Here is a 17,746-nt window from a genome sequence, read left to right as displayed (position 1 = left end):
TTATACCTTTCTTGTCTGGTCGTTCAGGCCTGGGCCAGCGCCGCTTTCATCTTGGCCAGCGCACTCTTGTTGAGCTGGCAGACGCGGGCGTCGGACAGGTCGAGCACGGCCGCGATTTCCTTGTAGCTGAGCTCGAATTCATAAATCATCTGGATCACGCGCTGCTCGCGTTCGTTCAGGGCGCCCAGTGCCTGCTCCAGGCTGCGGCGCACCATGAACTGTTCTTCCGGACCGGGGGCGTTGTGGGCGCGCTCGGTCGCTTCCTGCAGCACGTCGTCGAAGCTGAGCAGCTCCTCGGCAACGTCATCCAGCAGGAACTGGCGCCAGTCTTCCTGGCTGACGCCGAGCGCGTCCGCCGCTTCCTTGTCGTTCGGCTCGCGGCCGAGCTTGCGGGTGAGGGCGCGCACGGCGTCGCGCATCTTGTGGCTGTCCTGGCGCACGGCGCGCGGGCGCCAGTCCTGGCGGCGCAGCTCGTCGAGGATCGCGCCGCGCACGCGCAGCGACGCGTAGCTGGCGAAGCCGGTGTCCGGGGTGCCGTAGCGGCGCAGCGCTTCGAGCAGGCCCATCAGCCCGATCTGCTCCATGTCTTCGCGTCCCATCGCGCCCGACACCTGCGACGTGAGCTGGCGCGCGATGCGCTTGACGAGCGGCGCATAGGCGACGAGGTGTTTCTGCTCTTCGGCCGCGCTCATGGCCGCATGGATGGCGGCGTCGGCATATTCGCTGCTGGCGTAGCTGTCGGCGTAGTCGGTCATGTAACCCACGTTGTCCCCGATGGTTATTCGATGATCAGCTTGCCGATCATGACTTGCACGAACGGTTTTTCCGTGTGCTCGTGCTCATAATTGGCGTCGAAGGATTTATTCAGTTCTTCCGCGTACTGTTCCACCGTCATGCCGGCCGCTTCCTTCATCGTGTAGGCCGACAGGGTACGCACCGCCAGGCTGCGCAGCAGCGGCAGGTTTTCCTTCGTTTCCTTTTCCTTCGCCGCTTCCGTCGACAAGACGAGGTCGGTCGACAGGTAGTGGGTGTCGGCGTCGTCCGGGCCGCGGCGCAGCATCACGATGACCTTGTCCAGCGTCACGTACTTGACCGGCTTGCCTTCCCTGGCCTTTTCCGCTTCCGCTTTTTTCGCCGCGCCGGCGGCTGCCGCGGGCTTGGGCATGAACCACCAGACCGCGCCACCCGCACCGGCCGCGCTCACGATCACGGCGCCGGCGATGGCAATAATCATTTTCATTTTGCTCATGTTGGTACTTGCGCCCGAAAGCGCTCTCGATTCGTCCGTTGCTTACGAGTCGCGGCCGAGATTGAACACGGACGCGGGGTTGCCGGCTTCGGCCAGACCGCGGCCGGGCTCGTTGTCCTGGTCGCGGCCTTGCTGGCGGCCGCGGCCCTGCTGTTGCGGGTCGCCGAACGGCGCCGCATTGTTCTTGGGTGCCGGTGTCACCGTCACGGCGACCTCCGTGTACTGGCGCTGCGACAAATCGTTGCGCAGGTTGTCGCTGACGGTCTGCAGCTGGCGCAGCACGTCACCGTTGGTGGCCGAGATATTCACTTCCAGCGTGCCGGCGCTGTGGCGGATCGCGATGTCGATGCGGCCCAGCTGGGGCGGCTCGATGCTGATCGTGGCCTGCTGCACGTTGCCCGCGACGTGGACGTTCAGGCGGTCGCCCAGCGTTTCCTGCAGAGTCTGGCGCCATGCCGTCGGCGGACCGGCCAGCTTGACGGTGTCGGCGGCCGGCTGGGCAGCCGGCAAGGTCACGGCGCCCGCAACCGGCGCGGCCGTGGCGGTGCCCGGCTGGACGCCCTGCGCACCGGACCCGTCCGTCGCAGCGTCCTGGCCGCCGGTACCGGCGTTGCCGTTGGCGGGATTGCCCTGGACGGCCAGACGCACGTGGGCGGCGGTCGCATCCTGCTGGGCAGCTTGCGCGAGCACGGCCTGCGGCAGGGCCACCGGTGCGCGGCGGGTATCCTGGCCCGAGACTGCGAGCGGCTGCGCCGGCGTGTCGGCCTTGCCGCCCTCGTCCGTGCTGGCGTGCGCGCCGCCCTGGGCAGCCTGCACGGCCTGGGTGACCTGTTGCGGCGACAGCGGCATCAGCGGCATCGTCATCGCGGCCAGCAGGGGATTGTCCGGCGTGGCGGCGGCGTCGGCCGGCGCGGTGTCGGTCGCGGCGTCGGTGGGCGCGCTCGCTTGCGCGGCGGCGGCGTCCGCTGCCGGATCCGCCGCGGCGTCCGTCGGCACCTGTGCGCCCGCGACGTTCTGCAGGCCGAGCCAGCGGGCGAACGTCTTGCCCGGCGCCGGCGCCGGCGCAGTGCCGGCGGCCGTGGATTGCGCGGGTGCCGCCGCGGTCGGTGCGTCCTTGGCGGCAGCCGGGGCATTCGCCTGCTTGGCGGCCGGCAGGGCCGACGTGGACGGGTTTACGGTGTTGAGCATCATGGTCATTCCTGGCTTGCGCCTGATTCTGTTTCGCTGTGCATCGCGTAGGCGATCCAGCCGTCCTTGTTGGCGCGCATCTCTTCCAGGCGCGGTTCGAGCGCGCGCGCGGCGGCGGCCACGTGGCGCGCGGCCGTGTCGTGCTGGGCACGCACGCGTTCCAGCGCGGCGCGTTCCCCGGCGTTCCACGGGCCCTGTGCGGCGAGCGCGTGCAAGGCCGGGAAGAGGGCACGGGCCTGTTCGCCCAGCCGGTCCCAGTCCTGGCGCGCGGCGGCGTCCTGCAGGGTATTGCCCAACAGCGCCAGCCGTGCAAGCCGGTCGGTCCGGTCAGCCATTACGCGCCTGTACGCCGGCCCAGCCCTGGCGGATGGTGGTCAGGATGCGCACGACCTCGTCGATCATCGCCGGGTCCTGCTTGATGCCGGCGCCATGCAGGTGCGTGACGCAGAAGTCGTACAGGTTGGCGAGGTTGGCGACGACCTGGCCGCCGGTCTCGAAATCGAGCGAGCTGGACAGGCCGTTGATGATGTCGACGCATTTGTTGATGCTGTTGGCGCGCTGTTCGTAGCGCTTGGCCACGATGTGGGCGCGGGCGCGCGCCAGTTCGTCGAGCAGGCCGTCGGTCAGCACCAGGACGAGTTCGATCGGCGAGGCGCGCGACGTTTGCGCGTCCAGGCTGGTGGCGTGATAGCTGCTGTAGGCTTCGGTATAAGACATCTCGAATCTCTCAGTTGGATGAGTTGCTGTTGAACAGCGCGCTGAACATCGAAGAATTGTTTTGCATGGTCGACTGCAGGGCCTGCAGGGCGGTGTACTGTTTCAGGTAGCGCTGATAGGCCGCGTTGTACTTGTCATCGAGGTCCGTCTGGCGCTCGGTCAGGCGCGACTGCAGACTGCTGTTGGCGTCGGTACGCTCCTGGATCTGGCCGGTGGTCGCATTGCTCCACATGTTCAGGTAGGTGTTCAGCGAGCCCGCGATGCCTGTCGGTGCCGACGTGCTGGCCGTACCGATCAGCGTGTCGAGGCCGGTCGGATTGACGGCCAGCTGCTTTTGCAGGCGCGCCGAATCCAGGCTGAGGGTGCCGTCGTGCGCGGCCGTGATGCCGTAGCTGGCCAGCGACAGCACGCCGCTCGGCCGCAGCAGGTCGACGACGCGGTTGCGCAGCGCGGTCACGCCCGCGTCGTGAGCAAACGCGCCGGCCGCGACGTTGTTCTTGGGGTCGCCCGCCGAGAGGAGACCGTCGAGTGCGCTCTTGAGTTTGTTGTAGGCGTCGACGAACGCCTGCACGTTCGCCGTCGTGCCGGTGGCGTTGCCGCCCACCGTCAAGGTGATCGGCGTGGCGCCCGGCGCCTGGGCCTTGGTCGCCGTGAACGATACGCCGTCGATGTTCGTGAAGGTGTTCGACGCCTGCTTGACTTCCGTCGTGGGGTCCGTGGGATCGCCGAAGTTGACGATGGCGTCCTGGGCCGTACTCATGACCGTGGGCGCGGCGTTCAGGGCGGCCTGCAGGTTGGCGTCGAGCACGCCGGTCGTATCGAGCGAGATGGTGTTCGCCGCGCCGGTTTTCGTCGACGACAGCACGAGACGCGACGTCGCGCTGGCGCCGGTGCCGATCGTGACGATGCCGGCCGTGACCTTGCCGCCATTGTCGGCGGACTGGTTGATGGCTACCGCAAGCTCGCGCGCGGTGAGCGTGCCGTTCTTGTCCGCATCGGCGGCGGCGAGGTCGACGTTGATGGTGACGGGGGTCGCGGCGAGGTCGGCCGGGTCGGCCAGGTTCAGCTTCAATACGCCGGGCTGGTAGGTGCCATCGGGCTGTTTCTCCGCGCTCAGGTCGAAGTCGCCGAGGTTGTAGGCGATCTGGCTCGGCGTGGCCACCTGCTTGACGAAGACGCTGTAGGTGCCGGGCGTCGCGGTCGAGCTGGCGGTGGCCGTACCAAGCGTCGTGTCGGACAACGTGGCGCTCTGGGCGAGCATCGACTTGCCGATGCCGGCCAGGCTGGCGAGGGACGTCTGGTAAGCCGAGATCGCGGAGCTCAGCGTCGTCAGGGCCTTGGCCGTGGCGTTCGCCGTATTGGTCTGCGTGGTCAGCTGGGTCTGTGCACCTTCGATGTACTTGTCGGCCAGGGCCTTGGCGGTGCTGGTCGGGTCGTAGGTGGGGGCGGTGATCGCGCTCGTTGCCATATCGGTTCTCCTGCTTATGCGTTCTTTGCCAGCCACGACTGCGTGGCGATCTCGTCTTCGCGTTTGCGCTGCGTGCGTTCCTGCGCACGCGCATACGCGACCTCGTGTTGCTCCAGCACCTTGCCCAGCAGCTCGCGCCGCGTCCAGGCCTGGGCCAGATGCTTCTGCGCGACGGCCATGTCGGCCTCGTGCAACTGCAGGTCGGTCCGGTGCGTATCCGCCAGCGCGAACACGGCCTGCTTGTAATTGCCGCAATTGATGGCCAGCGCCGGCGACAGCGCGCGCGCGCCGGCCGGCTGCCCCGACGGGCCGCTGCCTTCCGCCAGCGCCGTCAGGCGCTCCACGCTGGCCTGGAAGCGCACGCGCGTCGCCTCCTTCTTCGCCAGCGCCGTCTGCATGCGTTCCACTTCGGTGCTGCGCACGCGTACGAGCGTGTCCAGGCTGGTGATCGTCTCGCGCTTGCTCATGCCATCATCGCTTTCAGTTGGTCGACGCAGGCCGCGAACGGCGCGTCTTCGCGCGTGCCCTGGCACAGGAACGCCTCGATGTGCGGGTTCAGCTTCACGGCGCGGTCGGTTTCCGGATCGGCGCCCGGCTGGTAGGCGCCGAGCGGTATCAGGTCGCGCACGCGCGCATGCTTCGCCAGCGCGGCCTTCAGCTTGCGCGCCGCCTGGGCGTGTTCCGGCGTCACCACCTGCGCCATGCAGCGGCTGATGGATTGCGCCACGTCGATCGCCGGGTAGTGCCCGCGTTCGGCCAGTTCGCGCGTCAGCACGATGTGGCCGTCGAGGATCGCGCGGGCGCTGTCGACGACCGGGTCCTGCTGGTCGTCGCCCTCCGCCAGCACGGTGTAGATGGCGCTCATGCTGCCCTGTTCGTTTTCGCCGTTGCCGGCCGATTCGACGAGCTGCGGCAGGTTCGAGAACACCGACGGCGGGTAGCCGCGCGTGGCCGGCGGCTCGCCCAGCGACAGCGCCACTTCGCGCAGCGCCATCGCGTAGCGCGTCAGCGAATCGCACAGCAGCAGCACGTTCTGGCCGCGGTCGCGGAAATGCGCCGCGATCGAGTGGCACAGTTCCGTCGCCATCACGCGCATCAGCGGGCTTTCGTCGGCCGGCGCCACCACGACCACGGCTCGACGCAAACCCTCCGCGCCGAGCGACTTCTCGATGAACTCGCGCACCTCGCGGTTACGCTCGCCGATCAGGCCCACGACGATCACGTCGGCCACGGTCTGGCGCGTGATCAGGCCGAGCAACACGGATTTACCGACGCCGGAACCGGCCATCAGGCCGACGCGCTGGCCCTTGCCGATCGTGAGCATCGAATTGATCGCGCGCACGCCGACGTCCAGCGGTTCTTCCACCGGGGCCTTGCGCAGCGGGTTCACCTTCGGCGGCGTCGTCGACAGGGCTTCCTCTCCACCCAGCTTGCCGCGGCCGTCGATCGGTTCGCCCAGGCCGTTCACCATGCGGCCCATCCACGAGGGGCCGATCTGGATGCTGGACGGGCCCGTGGCCGGCAGCACGCGCGCGCCGGTCACCAGGCCGTCGGCCTGCTTGAACGGCATCAGGTACGTGACCTTGTCGCGGAAGCCCACGACCTGCGCGTCGAGCCACGAGCCGTCGACGGTCTCGACGCGGCAGCGCTGGCCGGTGTGCAGGCGGCAGCCCACGCTTTCGAGCAGCAGGCCCTGCACGGCGACGAGGCGCCCGGTGGGCGTCGCGACCGGCGGGGCCTTGATCTCGAGCGCGCGCAGGGTTTCGGCCAGTGCGCTCACTCGGCGTCCTCCTTCGCGGTCGCGTCCAGGCTTTCGCGGACTTGCGTCATGCAGGCGGCGAGGCGGTTCTGGCAGCCGGCGTCCACTTCATGGTCGCCCGCACGCACGCGGCACTCGCCCAGGTCCAGGGCAGGATCGGACATCAGGTTCCACTTCTTGGCGCGCTTCGGATCGAGTTCCTGGATGCGCTTGAGTTCTTCCGGATTCATGAACACTTCCACCTCGTCGCGCGTGGGCGGCATCGCGGCCAGCGCCTCGTCGACGAGGTTCAGCATCTGCACGGGTTGCAGCGCCAGCTCGGCGCGGATCACCTGGCGCGCGATCTTGCCGACCAGGTCCACCACTTCCTTGCGCTGGGCGTTGCGGAATTCGGTCTTCATCTTCTTCAGGCTGCGCAGCATGGCGTCGACGGGCTTGGCCATCTGCTCCAGTTCGGCCAGCGCCTGCTGGCGGCCTTCGGCGATGCCGCGTTCCACGCCTTCGGCATGGCCCGCGTCATAGCCGTCGGCACGGCCTTCGTCCAGGCCGACTTCATAGCCTTCGCGCTGGCCCTGGCGATAGCCGTCGGCCACCGCGCTCTGCCAGTCCTCGGTCGGCGTGGCGGAGGAGGACGATTGCGCGCCCTTGGCCGCGCCGGCGGCGATGAACTGCGCCAGCGGCGGGAAGTGATAAGGCCGGAACTGCTTCATTCGGCAGTCGCCTCGGCAAACAGCTGGACTTCGATCTCACCGTTGTCGACGAGCTCCTTGACCTGCGCCATGATCTCCTGGCGCGTCTGCACGATGCGCGACATCGGCACCGGGCCGGAACGCTTCATGAGATCCTCGAAGCTCTGTGCCTGGCGCTTCGGCATCGCGCCGAGCAGCGCGTCGCGCAGCGCGGGTTCGGCACCCTTGAGCGCGATCGCCCACTGCTCCAGCGGGATCTCGTCGAGCAGGCGGGTGATGGTCTGTTCGGTTTGTTTCGACAGGATGAAGAAGTCGTACATCGACATCTCGATCTTCGACACGACATCCGGATCGTGCGCGCGCAGCAGCTCGACCATCGTGGCGCGGTTGTTCGGCAGGCGGTTCAGGATGTCCGCCGCCTGGCGCACGCCTTCCACGGTGGCGCTCTGCGTGTCCAGTGCGGACAGGCAGCGCTGCACCAGCTCTTCCAGCTCGGTGAGCAGGTCGCGGTCGATCTCTTCCAGGCGCGCCAGGTTCAGCAGGACCATCTCGCGGCTGCCTTCCGGCAGCGCATCGATGATCTGGCCGGCCAGCGCGGGCGGCAGGAAGGCGAGGAACACGGCCTGCATCTGCACGTGTTCGGCGGCGATATAGTCGGCCAGCCACTTCGGCGATGCGTACTGCAGGCGCGCCATCATCGGGCGGATAGCGTCGCCGTAGATCGTGTTGAGCACGGAATTGGCGATCTCGCTGCCCAGGGCCAGGTCGAGCGAGCGCTTCAGGTAGCTGCGCGAAGCGCCGTGCAGGCCGCTCTGCTGGCGGTAGTCGTCGAAGAACTTCTGGATCGAGTTCTTCACGGCGTCGACCTTGATGCCGCTCATGCGGCTCATCACCTGGGTCAGCTCGATCAATTCCTCGCGTTCGAGGCAGCGCAGAACGGCCGCAGCCGGTTCTTCACCGATGGACAGCAATACGATTGCGGCCTGTTCGACCGGGCTCAGCACTGCTTCCTGCACGTCGTTATTGTTCAGATCCGCCATTTTTCTTTTGCACCCATTGTTTGACCACTTCCGCCACCCGCTCCGGCTCCTTGCCCGCCAGTACTTTCAGGTGGTCGACCATCACATCCACGGCCGAGCCGGCCGGGGGCAAATCGTATTCTTCGAGCAGCGCCTGGACCGGCAGCGTGCCGCCGGTCGATGCTGCCGTCGTTTCGCCCGGCAGGGCCGCCGCGGCGGTGGCGCCCGGGGCCGGCAGCGCGCCGGCGCTGTGCACGGCGCCCGGCAGGGCGTTGCTGGCGCCGGCCTGGACGGTCGCCAGGGTCGGTGCGGCGGCTGCCGCTGCCGCTGCCGGCTGCGGGGCGACGCGCTGGTTCAGCATGCGCATCAGCGGACGCAGGACCAGCAGCCAGCCGAGCAGGGCGCCCAGCGCATACATGCCGTAGCGGACCATGTCGACGATGTTGTCGCGCTCCTGGTACCACGGCTCGACCGCGACCGGGGCCGGGAACGACAGCGCGGACACCGTCAGCACGTCGCCACGGGTGGCGTCGATGCCGAGGCCGCCGCGCAGGATCTTGTCGATGTTGGCGATCTCGGCCGGGGTCCAGCCCGTCTTCGGCGTCGCGGCCTTGGCGTTGTTCAGCACCACCGCCACCGACAGCTTCTTCAGGCGGCCGCGCGAGCGCTTGATCTGCGTGATGGCGCGGTCGTAGGCGTACTGGCGCGTCGTCGCGTTCTTGCGGGCGCTACCGTCGTCCGCCTTGGCGTTCGGGTCGGCGGCGGCGCCGTTGGCGGCGGCGTTCGGATCGGCCGGCGGATTGGCGGCGACCGGCGGACGGTTCGACAGCGTGCCCGGCACGCCCAGCGCCATGCGGCTCTTTTCCATCTCCTCGCGCATCGCTTCGCTGGTGACTTTCGGCGCTTCGCCGTATTTCTCCTGCGTTTCCTCGATCTTGTCGTTGTCGACGTCGGCCGTCACGCTGACCTTGAAATTGTCGGCGCCGAGCACGGGGCCGAGCAGGCCGGCCACGTTGGCGCGCGCTTCATCCTGGTAGCGCTTGGCGGCGGCATCGCCCTGGGCGGCGCCGTCGAAGCCTTCGGTCAGGTCCACGCGCGACGACAGGTAGTTGCCGTTCTGGTCGACGAGCGACACGCGCGCCGGCGCCAGGCCCGCGACGCTGCCCGAGACCATGTTGACGATCGCGGCGATCTGTTCGTTCGACAGCGTGTGGCCCGGCTTGACCGCCACCACGACGGAGGCGGACGACTTGTCGCCGTCGCTGGCGACGAACGACGAGGACTTGGCGATGGCCAGGTGCACACGCGCCGAGGCGATGGCGTCCAGGGTCAGGATCGACTGCGCCAGCTCGCCTTCCAGGCCGCGGCGGAAGCGCACGTCCTGCACGAATTGCGACACGCCCAGCGGGTCGTTCTTGTCCATCAGCTCCAGGCCGGCCGGCAGCTGCGCGGTGACGCCCTTGGCGGCCAGCAGCATGCGGACCTTGCCCAGCTGGCCGGTCGGCACCATGACCTGGCCCGAATCCGGGTGGATGCGGTAGGGCACGTGTTCGGCGTCGAGCACGCTCATCATGTCGCTGGCGACGACTTTCTCGTGGGCGCCGAACACCGGTTTGTAGCCGGCCTGGTCGTTCCACATGTACAGCATGACGGCCGCGGTGATGCCGATGGCCAGCACCAGCATCGGGGTCAGGTTCTTGGTCAGCGCGGGCGGCAGGGCCAGGCGCTTGCCGCCGATGGCGGACTTGAGAGTAGCAATCACGATCGGTTCGTTCCCGTTACACCGGCAGCTTCATCAGCTCGTCGACGGCGCCCATCACCTTGTTGCGGACCTGCATCAGCATGGAGAAGGACAGGTTGGCCTGCTGCGACGACAGCATGGCGCCGACCAGGTCGTCGCTCTTGCCGCTGTCCACGTCGGCCATCTTCTGGTTGGCCACCTGCTGGTCCTGGTCCACGCTGACGAGAGCATTCTTCATGCTCTGCGCGAAGGAGAAGCCGCCGTTGCCATCGCCCAGGGTGGGGTGGCCGCCATCGACCGCAGGCGCCACGACGGCGAGGCGGTTGGCATCGTTGGTGAGGGCTGCCAGGTCGGCCCGGATCAGGCCGGCAAGTTCAGTTCCCATCGTGTTCATCGCTCCCATGCTTAAGTTTGCGGTTGTAACTTTTAGTCAATCTTGCTTCGCCTGCGGCTGTTACATTTTCTGCAAGAAACGTTGACATTTAGAAAATTGTTAAATTCTTAGTGTCATACTGTGGCTTGGTTTCTCTCGCGGAACCGAGGAGAATAGCAGCGGTTTCGTCCGATCCCCAGAGTGTAGTTTGATTTCCCCAGCGCAGTGACAGCATCTTACCGTAGGGCAATGGCGAATTCAAAGGGGAAAATCAAATGGCGTGACACAATTTCCCGGGTATAATTGTTGCCCAGAGGAATGAAAAGAAAGCATCTCTGCTTATCATTTTTTTAACTTGACCATGCCGATTGCAAACCCCGACACCACCCTGCAGCACCAAGTGCTCGACCCCTGTCTTCTAGGGCGTCCGGTACATCTGCTGCCCCAGTTTGCGGCGCGTCTCCAGGAAGACCTGGACACTGCCATGCAGGGCAGCGCACGCCGTTACTGGGCCGGATGGCGTCTCGAAACCGTTGAATTCGGCCGCGTGCCGCAAGAAACGAGCCTGCGCTGGATGGCCGTATTGGGTGCGCTGGGCACCGTCGCGGTGACGTTCGAGCGTGGTTTATTACTGACACTGTTGGAGCGACGCTACGGTGGACGTAGCGCCGGCGCAACTCAGCGGGACCCGCAAACCGAGCGCGTGACGGCCACCGAAGAAAGATTAGGCGTCGTACTGACGCAACAAATGGTGGATCTGTTGTATGCACGCGTCGCTGTCAATGTGGCAATGGAGGTGGCGCCGCGGCCCATCCAGGCCAATGCCGTGGTGCCTTCGGCAATGCCCGGCGAAAGCAACTGGGCCCTGCGCCTGCAGGTTCGTGACAACAACGACAACACCGGCCAGTTCTGGATCGCGCCCGACCAGCAGCTGATGGCCATGATCCTGGGCACGCTGCGCCCGGAAACTGGCCGTCCGGCCGCCGCGCGCGGTCCGGCCGAGCCCCTTGCGACCAAGCTCCAGGTCAAACTGGACGGCCGCCTGGTCAGCAAGGAAATCACCCTGGGCGCACTGTTCGACCTGAAGGTGGGCGACGTGATTCCGGTGAACGTGGGCCGGGCCGACGTCCTGCTCGACGAGGCGCGGTTGTTTACCGCCGCCGTCGCCGAGCACAAAGGCAAGCTGTGTTTAACCTCTTTTGAAGACGCCGAGTAATCAATATGAACCTGAACGATCAATTCGCCGGTGACGACATCCTCATCGACGACGAGCTGGCGGATGAAGCCGCAGAAGGTAAGCAAAGCGCGGCAGCGGCACCGAAAGCCGCGCCGCGCCTGCCGCAGATGATGCGCCGCATCCCGGTGACGCTGACGCTGGAAGTGGGTTCGGCCCGCATCTCGCTGCAGGAACTGATGGCGATCGGCCCGGACAGCGTGCTGCCGCTCGACGCCATGGCGGGCGAGCCGCTCGTCATCAAGGTCAACGGCGCCGCCATCGGGCGCGCCGAAGTGGTCGTCGCGGGCGAGCAGTACGGCCTGAAGGTGATCGATCTGGACGGCCTCAACCTGGACCTGATCGCGTCATGACGTTGCAACGCCGCGGTGCCGGGGTGGCTCACACCTTGCACCGTTTTGCGCCCGCCATCGCGGGCGCCGTTCTTTTGCTGGCCAGCGCAGGCGCATGGGCCGCACCGGACGTGCTGCCCGGCGTGATCCCCGGCTCGTCCAGCGGCCTCACGGTGAAGTCGCAGATCCTGGTCCTGATGACCATCCTCGGGCTGTTGCCCGTGATGGTCATGATGATGACCAGCTTCACCCGCTTCGTGATCGTGCTGTCGCTGCTGCGCCAGGCCCTGGGCCTGCAGCAGGGCCTGCCCAACCGGATCATCACCGGCGTCGCCCTGATCCTGACCCTGCTCGTCATGCGTCCCATCGGCGAGCAGGTGTGGAACGAGGCATTCGTCCCGTACGACAAGGACAAGATCTCGCTCGAGCAGGCGCTCAAGATCGCCGAGGTACCGCTGTCGCGCTTCATGCTGGCCCAGACGAGCAAGACCGCGCTGGCCCAGATCGCGCACCTGGCGGGCGAGCCGGCCGAGATGAAGCCGATGGACCGCGGCTTCACCGTGAAGCTGGCCGCTTTCGTGCTGTCCGAGTTGAAAAGCGCGTTCCAGATCGGCTGCATGCTGTTCATTCCGTTCCTGATCATCGACCTCGTGGTGTCGTCGGTGCTGATGGCGATGGGCATGATGATGCTCTCGCCGCTCGTCATCTCGCTGCCGTTCAAGCTCCTCTTGTTCGTGCTCGTCGATGGCTGGACCCTGACCGTGAATACGCTGGTCGGCAGCATCCACGGCATCTAGCATTCATTCACATGACTCCTGATATCGCCGTCGACTTCGTCGTCGAAGCCCTGCAGCTGGTGATGCTGCTCGTGATGGTGCTGGTGGTGCCGGGCCTCGTGGCCGGCGTCATCGTCGCCCTCGTGCAGGCCGCCACCCAGATCAACGAGCAGACGCTGAGCTTCCTGCCGCGTCTCCTCGTCACGCTGGTGGCCCTGATCCTCGCCGGTCACTGGATGACCGGCAAACTGATGGACTATTGCGTGAGCGTGTTCCAGCGCGCCGCGACCCTGGTCGGCTGATGCTGGAAGTGTCTCACCTGCTGCTGCCGTTCATCAGCGCGCTGTGGTGGCCGTTCTGCCGCGTCATGGCGCTGCTGTCGACGGCTCCCGTCATCGGCGACGCGCTGGTGCCGGTACCGGTGCGCGCGCTGCTGTCCGTGGTGCTCGCGTTCCTGATGCTGCCGCTGACGAAAGGCGCCGTCATGCCGGATCCGTTCTCGCTGGCCGGCGTCGTCGTGATGATCGAGCAGGCCGTGATCGGCGGCGTGATCGGCCTCGCCCTGCAACTGACGATGGCCGTCGTGAACATGCTCGGCTTCCTCGTCTCGAGCCAGGTGGGCTTCTCGATGGCGCAGATGAACGACCCCATGAACGGCCAGCAGTCGGACGTGATCTCGGGCCTGCTGGGCATCGTCGCGATCCTCGTGTTCTTCGCCGTCGACGGCCATCTCGTGCTCGCGGGCGTGCTGGGCCAGAGCTTCAAGGCGTGGCCGGTCGGCGGCGGCTACAACAGTCTCCTGCTGGAGACGGTGGCGCTGAACGTGGGCTGGGTGTTCTCGGCCGCGATCCTGCTCGCGCTCCCGATCGTGTTTTCGACGATGGTCGTGCAGATCGGCTTCGGCTTCCTGAACCGGGTCGCGCCGTCGCTGAACCTGTTCTCGCTGGGCTTTTCGCTGGTGACGCTGTTCGGCCTGATGATGCTCGTGCAGGTCGTGCGCTTCATCCCGGAACACTATGTGCAGATGACGAACCAGGTGCTGGAGATGCTGCAGCAGCAGATGGGGGCGGCGCATGGCTGACAATACCGGCGGCGACAAGTCGGAAAAGGCGTCAGCACAGAAGCTCAAGAAGGCACGCGAGCAGGGCCACGTCGTCCGCTCGAAGGACCTGGCCACCGCGGTCGGGATCCTGGTGAGCCTGAAGCTGTTCGCGTTCCTGCTGCCCGGCTACCTGGAATCGTTCCGGTCGCTGTTCCGGCTTGTCTACGCGCCGCTGGGCGCGGCCGGCTCGATGGAAAACGCGATGACCGTCGTGTGGAGCGGCGCGGCCGTGCTGCTCGTGAAGATGGTGCTGCCGCTCGCCGCCGTGCCGCTCGCGATCGTCGCCGCGAGTCTCGTGCCGGGCGGCTGGGCCGTCTCGACCAGCAACCTGGTGCCGAAGTTCGACCGCTTCTCGCCGGTGAAGAACCTCGGCAACCTGGCCTCCGGCAAGCACTGGACGACGTTCGCGACGTCGGTGGCCAAGGCCGCGCTGCTCGCCGTGGTGCTGGTGCACGTCGTGCGCTCGGCGCTGTCGGCGTGGGTCAACCTGCAGCGCATGCCGCTGTCGGACGCGCTGCTGCACGGCGCCAGCATGATGTTCGACGGCCTGATGGCGCTCGTCACCGTGTTCGTGCTGTTCGCGCTGATCGACGTGCCGCTGCAGGCTTTCCTGTTCGCGCGCAGCCAGCGCATGAGCAAGCAGGAAGTGAAGGAAGAATACAAGAGCACCGAGGGCAAGCCGGAGATCCGTGCGCGCATCCGCCAGCTGCAGCAGCAGATGGCACGCCGCAACGTGAACAAGACGGTGCCGACCGCCGACGTGGTGATCGTGAATCCCGAGCACTACGCGGTCGCGCTGAAGTACGACACCAAGCGTGCGGAAGCGCCGTTCGTGGTGGCGAAGGGCATCGACGAGATGGCCCTGTACATCCGCTCCGTCGCGGCGAAGCACCAGATCGAGACGATCGCCTTGCCGCCGCTGGCACGTGCCATCTACAACACCAGTCAGGTGCAGCAGCAGATTCCCGCCGCGCTGTACCAGGCGGTATCGCAGGTGCTGAACTACGTGCTGCAATTGAATGCGTTCCGTGCGGGCCGGCGCCAGGCCGCCCCGCGGTTCCCGAGTGACGTGGCCGTGCCGGCCGCTTTGAGTGAGGTATCCCCGACATGAATTTCCTGAACAGCTTGATGCTCGAGCTGCGCCGCCAGAAGATCGCCACGCCGGCGTTCCTGCTGACGCTCCTGGCGATGATCATGCTGCCGCTGCCGCCCGCGGTGCTGGACGTGCTGTTCACGTTCAACATCGTGCTGGCGCTGATCGTGATCCTGACGTCCGTCTCGACCAGGCGGCCGCTGGACTTCTCGGTCTTCCCGACCGTCATCCTCGGCACCACCTTGCTGCGCCTGGCGCTGAACGTGGCGTCCACGCGGGTCGTGCTGCTGCACGGCCACGAGGGCACGGGCGCGGCGGGGCACGTGATCGAAGCCTTCGGCAACGTCGTCATCGGCGGTAACTTCGTCGTCGGTATCGTCGTCTTCGTGATCCTCATGATCATCAACTTCGTCGTCGTGACGAAGGGTTCGGAACGTATCTCCGAAGTGTCCGCGCGCTTCACGCTGGACGCGCTGCCCGGCAAGCAGATGGCGATCGACGCCGACCTGAACGCGGGCCTCGTCAACCAGGAACAGGCGCAGTTGCGCCGCAAGGAAGTGGCGGCGGAAGCGGACTTCTACGGCGCGATGGACGGCGCCTCCAAGTTCGTGCGCGGCGATGCGATCGCGTCGATCCTCATCCTGCTCATCAACATGATCGGCGGCGTCGCGATCGGTGCGGTGATGCACGACCTGTCGTTCGGCGATGCCTTCCGCCAGTATGCGCTGCTGACCATCGGCGACGGCCTCGTGGCCCAGGTGCCGGCGCTGCTGCTGTCGGCCGCGGCGGCGATCCTCGTCACCCGCATCAGCGACTCGGGCGACTTCGAGCAGCAGGTCGGCGGCCAGTTGCTGGCCAACCCCTCGGTCCTGTACTCGGCCGCCGGCGTGATGCTGATCCTGGCGATGGTGCCGGGCATGCCGTCGCTGTTCTTCATGGCGTTCGCCGCGGCCATCGGCTACGTCGCCTGGAAGCTGGCGCGCGAAGACGTGAAGCCGCCGGACGAATCGGGCGTGGCCGCCATCGAGGCCGCGCTGCGCGACGACCGCGTGCCGGAACTCGACTGGCAGCAGCTGCCCGTCGTGCAGCCGATCTCGATCACCGTCGGCTACAAGCTCGTGCACCTGGTCGACAAGGCCCAGGGCGAGGTGCTGACCAAACGGATCAAGGGCGTGCGCCAGAGCCTGTCCGAGCAGATGGGCCTGCTGCTGCCGCCCATCGGCGTGCGCGACGACCTGACGCTGCGCCCGAACCAGTACGCGATCGCGATCAACGGCACCGTCGTGGCCGAGGGCGAGGTCGTGGCGGAATGCCTGATGGCGATCCCGTCGCCGAACGTGTACGGCGACATCGACGGCATCCCCGGCATCGAACCGGCGTTCGGCATGGCCGTCACGTGGATCGATCCGGAGCAGAAGGCACACGCGCTGGGGCAGGGCTACCAGGTCGTCGAGGTGCCGAGCGCGATCGCCACGCACACGTCCAAGGTCGCGCGCGACTACATGGCGGAGCTGTTCCGCCACGAGGACGTGCCGGCGCTGATGGAACGCCTCACCGCGCTGTCGCCGAAGCTGGCCGGTGCGCTGGACAAGGCGCTCACGCACACGCAGCTCCTGCGCGTGTTCCGTGTGCTGCTGGCCGAGAACGTGTCGCTGAAGGACATCGTCGTGATCGCGACGACCTTGCTGGACAGCTCGGAAACGACGAAGGATCCGATCCTGCTCGCGGCCGAGGTGCGCTGCGCGCTGCGCCGCCAGATCGTGTCCGGCCTGTACGGCAAGAAGAAGGACATGCCCGCGTTTAACCTGTCGGGCGAGCTGGAAAACATGCTGCTCAGTTCCCTGAACCAGGCGCGCCAGAGCAACGGCGGCAAGGTCGTGCTGGACAACTATCCGATCGATCCTCAGCTGCTGCAGCAACTGCAGCTGAACATGCCGGTGGCGCGCGAGCAGATGAAGCAGCATCATACGCCGCCGCTGCTCCTGGTGCTGCCGCAGATCCGCCCGCTGCTGGCCCGCTACGCGCGCCTGTTCGCGCCGGGGCTGCACGTGCTGTCGTATAACGAGATTCCCGAGAACCGGGAAGTCTCGATCATCGGCACGGTCGGCTAATTACGCCGCCGGCAGCAGCAGCGCCAGTTCCGCCATCGCGCGGAACACGGGCAGGCTGAGGGCGGCCGCCGCCTCGGTCGACGGCAGGCGCGCGTGCACCCGGCCTTCCGGCAGGGTGTCGTTCCAGGTCCAGCCGAGTACGCGCAGGCCCGAGCGGCGCACGGCGTCTTCCAGCTGCGGCTGCAGGGCGCGCAGGTGCAGCAGGGTGCCCGGGTCGAGCGTGCACAGTTCGAGCATGACCCCATCGGCCAGCGGCTCCGCCTGCACCGTGACGACGGTGCCGTCGGCCAGCACCAGTTCCAGGCGCAGCGCGGCACGGCGCCGGCGGCGCTGCGGTTTTTGCGATTGTTCCTCTTCCCCGATCACGCGCAGGTGCTGTGCCTGCGGTCCGCCCGCATGCACGGTGAACCGCCAGGCGTCGGGCGGCAGGGTCGCGAGATCGGCCTGGCGCAGCACGCGCGCATCCAGCCCGCTCTGCAGCAGCGCGCCCGGCAGCGACTGGCCCGACTGTTGCCGGGACGCCTGCACCGCGCGCGTGACGAGCTGGGTGCCATAGTTGCGCACCATCCCGCGCCACGACGTGGCGAGCGCACCGCCGTCCGGACGCGGCCAGGTGAGCTGGCGCGCCATCACGACCTGGTCGGGACGCATCGCCGCGGCATCGGGCAGGGCATCGCCGGCGGGCAGCGCGGGCGCCGGCTGCGCGGCGGGCAGCGGCAGCGGGATTGCCTCGAGCTCGGCCTGCAGCAAGGCGACCGGGACGGCGGCCGCGACCGCGCCGACCGGCGTGGCCGGCAGGGGGCCGGGCGCGCTCGCCGGGATGACGGGTGGCGGAAGGGCGGGGATGGATAGGCTGGCCATGATCTCGGCAGTGTAAAGTGAAAAGGCCAGCTTG

20 protein-coding genes are annotated in these 17,746 nt (G+C 67.2%); 7 read left to right on the top strand and 13 right to left on the bottom strand.

Features of this window, described 5'->3' with window-relative positions; all coding sequences use genetic code 11:
- Positions 1-23: 23 nt before the first annotated feature.
- From QPK29_RS23510 to QPK29_RS23455, 12 genes are read right to left on the bottom strand one after another with little or no spacing between them, the layout of a single operon-like run.
- Complete coding sequence (locus QPK29_RS23510; RefSeq protein WP_056123408.1) at positions 24-755, bottom strand: FliA/WhiG family RNA polymerase sigma factor; 732 nt, start codon at positions 753-755, stop codon at positions 24-26.
- A 23-nt stretch (positions 756-778) separates the two neighbouring features.
- On the bottom strand, positions 779-1,240 hold the full coding sequence (locus QPK29_RS23505) for a flagellar basal body-associated FliL family protein (RefSeq protein ID WP_082577030.1): 462 nt from the start codon (positions 1,238-1,240) through the stop codon (positions 779-781).
- 51 nt (positions 1,241-1,291) lie between these two features.
- A complete protein-coding gene (locus QPK29_RS23500; RefSeq protein ID WP_371768555.1) occupies positions 1,292-2,440 on the bottom strand; it encodes a flagellar hook-length control protein FliK in 1,149 nt (382 codons plus the stop codon).
- 2 nt (positions 2,441-2,442) lie between these two features.
- Positions 2,443-2,772 (bottom strand): hypothetical protein, encoded by a 330-nt coding sequence (locus tag QPK29_RS23495; RefSeq protein ID WP_371768554.1) that lies wholly within the window; start codon positions 2,770-2,772, stop codon positions 2,443-2,445.
- Entirely contained in the window at positions 2,765-3,154 is a 390-nt protein-coding gene (fliS, locus tag QPK29_RS23490; RefSeq protein WP_056123420.1) for a flagellar export chaperone FliS, read from the bottom strand. Before fliS ends, QPK29_RS23495 begins: the two co-directional genes overlap by 8 nt.
- 10 nt (positions 3,155-3,164) lie before the next feature.
- Positions 3,165-4,622 (bottom strand): flagellar filament capping protein FliD, encoded by a 1,458-nt coding sequence (gene fliD / locus QPK29_RS23485; protein ID WP_160409561.1) that lies wholly within the window; start codon positions 4,620-4,622, stop codon positions 3,165-3,167.
- Positions 4,623-4,636: 14 nt separating this feature from the next.
- Positions 4,637-5,089, bottom strand: coding sequence for a flagellar export protein FliJ (locus QPK29_RS23480; RefSeq protein ID WP_056123425.1), 453 nt, complete (start codon positions 5,087-5,089; stop codon positions 4,637-4,639).
- Positions 5,086-6,402: a flagellar protein export ATPase FliI gene (gene fliI / locus QPK29_RS23475; RefSeq protein ID WP_160409560.1), complete on the bottom strand. Its 1,317-nt coding sequence runs from the start codon at positions 6,400-6,402 to the stop codon at positions 5,086-5,088. Before fliI ends, QPK29_RS23480 begins: the two co-directional genes overlap by 4 nt.
- Positions 6,399-7,091: a flagellar assembly protein FliH gene (gene fliH / locus QPK29_RS23470; RefSeq protein ID WP_056123431.1), complete on the bottom strand. Its 693-nt coding sequence runs from the start codon at positions 7,089-7,091 to the stop codon at positions 6,399-6,401. Before fliH ends, fliI begins: the two co-directional genes overlap by 4 nt.
- Positions 7,088-8,110, bottom strand: coding sequence for a flagellar motor switch protein FliG (locus tag QPK29_RS23465; protein ID WP_056123433.1), 1,023 nt, complete (start codon positions 8,108-8,110; stop codon positions 7,088-7,090). Before QPK29_RS23465 ends, fliH begins: the two co-directional genes overlap by 4 nt.
- The gene (fliF, locus tag QPK29_RS23460) at positions 8,091-9,851 is read right to left on the bottom strand and encodes a flagellar basal-body MS-ring/collar protein FliF (RefSeq protein WP_371768553.1); all 1,761 of its coding nucleotides are present in this window, start codon (positions 9,849-9,851) and stop codon (positions 8,091-8,093) included. Before fliF ends, QPK29_RS23465 begins: the two co-directional genes overlap by 20 nt.
- A gap of 16 nt (positions 9,852-9,867) precedes the next feature.
- Positions 9,868-10,215, bottom strand: a complete 348-nt coding sequence (locus QPK29_RS23455) for a flagellar hook-basal body complex protein FliE (protein WP_056123639.1) — start codon at positions 10,213-10,215, stop codon at positions 9,868-9,870.
- A gap of 349 nt (positions 10,216-10,564) precedes the next feature.
- On the opposite strand from QPK29_RS23455, the gene QPK29_RS23450 reads away from it, so the two are divergent.
- Genes QPK29_RS23450 through QPK29_RS23420 form a run of 7 tightly spaced genes read left to right on the top strand, consistent with a single transcriptional unit; the run spans position 10,565 to position 16,851 of the window.
- Positions 10,565-11,419, top strand: coding sequence for a FliM/FliN family flagellar motor switch protein (locus QPK29_RS23450; protein ID WP_160409558.1), 855 nt, complete (start codon positions 10,565-10,567; stop codon positions 11,417-11,419).
- 5 nt (positions 11,420-11,424) lie between these two features.
- Entirely contained in the window at positions 11,425-11,790 is a 366-nt protein-coding gene (locus tag QPK29_RS23445) for a FliM/FliN family flagellar motor switch protein (protein WP_056123440.1), read from the top strand.
- Positions 11,787-12,566: a flagellar type III secretion system pore protein FliP gene (gene fliP, locus QPK29_RS23440; protein WP_056123445.1), complete on the top strand. Its 780-nt coding sequence runs from the start codon at positions 11,787-11,789 to the stop codon at positions 12,564-12,566. The genes QPK29_RS23445 and fliP overlap by 4 nt, the downstream gene beginning before the upstream one ends.
- An 11-nt stretch (positions 12,567-12,577) precedes the next feature.
- A complete protein-coding gene (gene fliQ, locus QPK29_RS23435; RefSeq protein WP_036235061.1) occupies positions 12,578-12,847 on the top strand; it encodes a flagellar biosynthesis protein FliQ in 270 nt (89 codons plus the stop codon).
- Entirely contained in the window at positions 12,847-13,626 is a 780-nt protein-coding gene (fliR, locus tag QPK29_RS23430) for a flagellar biosynthetic protein FliR (RefSeq protein ID WP_056123448.1), read from the top strand. Before fliQ ends, fliR begins: the two co-directional genes overlap by 1 nt.
- On the top strand, positions 13,619-14,758 hold the full coding sequence (gene flhB / locus QPK29_RS23425; protein ID WP_056123451.1) for a flagellar type III secretion system protein FlhB: 1,140 nt from the start codon (positions 13,619-13,621) through the stop codon (positions 14,756-14,758). The genes fliR and flhB overlap by 8 nt, the downstream gene beginning before the upstream one ends.
- A complete protein-coding gene (locus tag QPK29_RS23420) occupies positions 14,755-16,851 on the top strand; it encodes a flagellar biosynthesis protein FlhA (RefSeq protein WP_371768552.1) in 2,097 nt (698 codons plus the stop codon). Before flhB ends, QPK29_RS23420 begins: the two co-directional genes overlap by 4 nt.
- Here the strand turns inward: QPK29_RS23420 and QPK29_RS23415 are convergent, their stop codons facing one another.
- Positions 16,852-17,712 carry a hypothetical protein gene (locus QPK29_RS23415; protein ID WP_371768551.1) on the bottom strand — a complete coding sequence of 287 codons (861 nt, stop codon included), beginning with the start codon at positions 17,710-17,712 and terminating at the stop codon, positions 16,852-16,854. It lies immediately after the preceding gene.
- Positions 17,713-17,746: the final 34 nt, after the last annotated feature.

It is taken from the genome of Massilia orientalis (assembly GCF_030411975.2).
GTDB classification, from domain to species: Bacteria; Pseudomonadota; Gammaproteobacteria; order Burkholderiales; family Burkholderiaceae_D; genus Telluria; species Telluria orientalis.
This window is presented reverse-complemented; position numbering and strand designations above follow the sequence as displayed.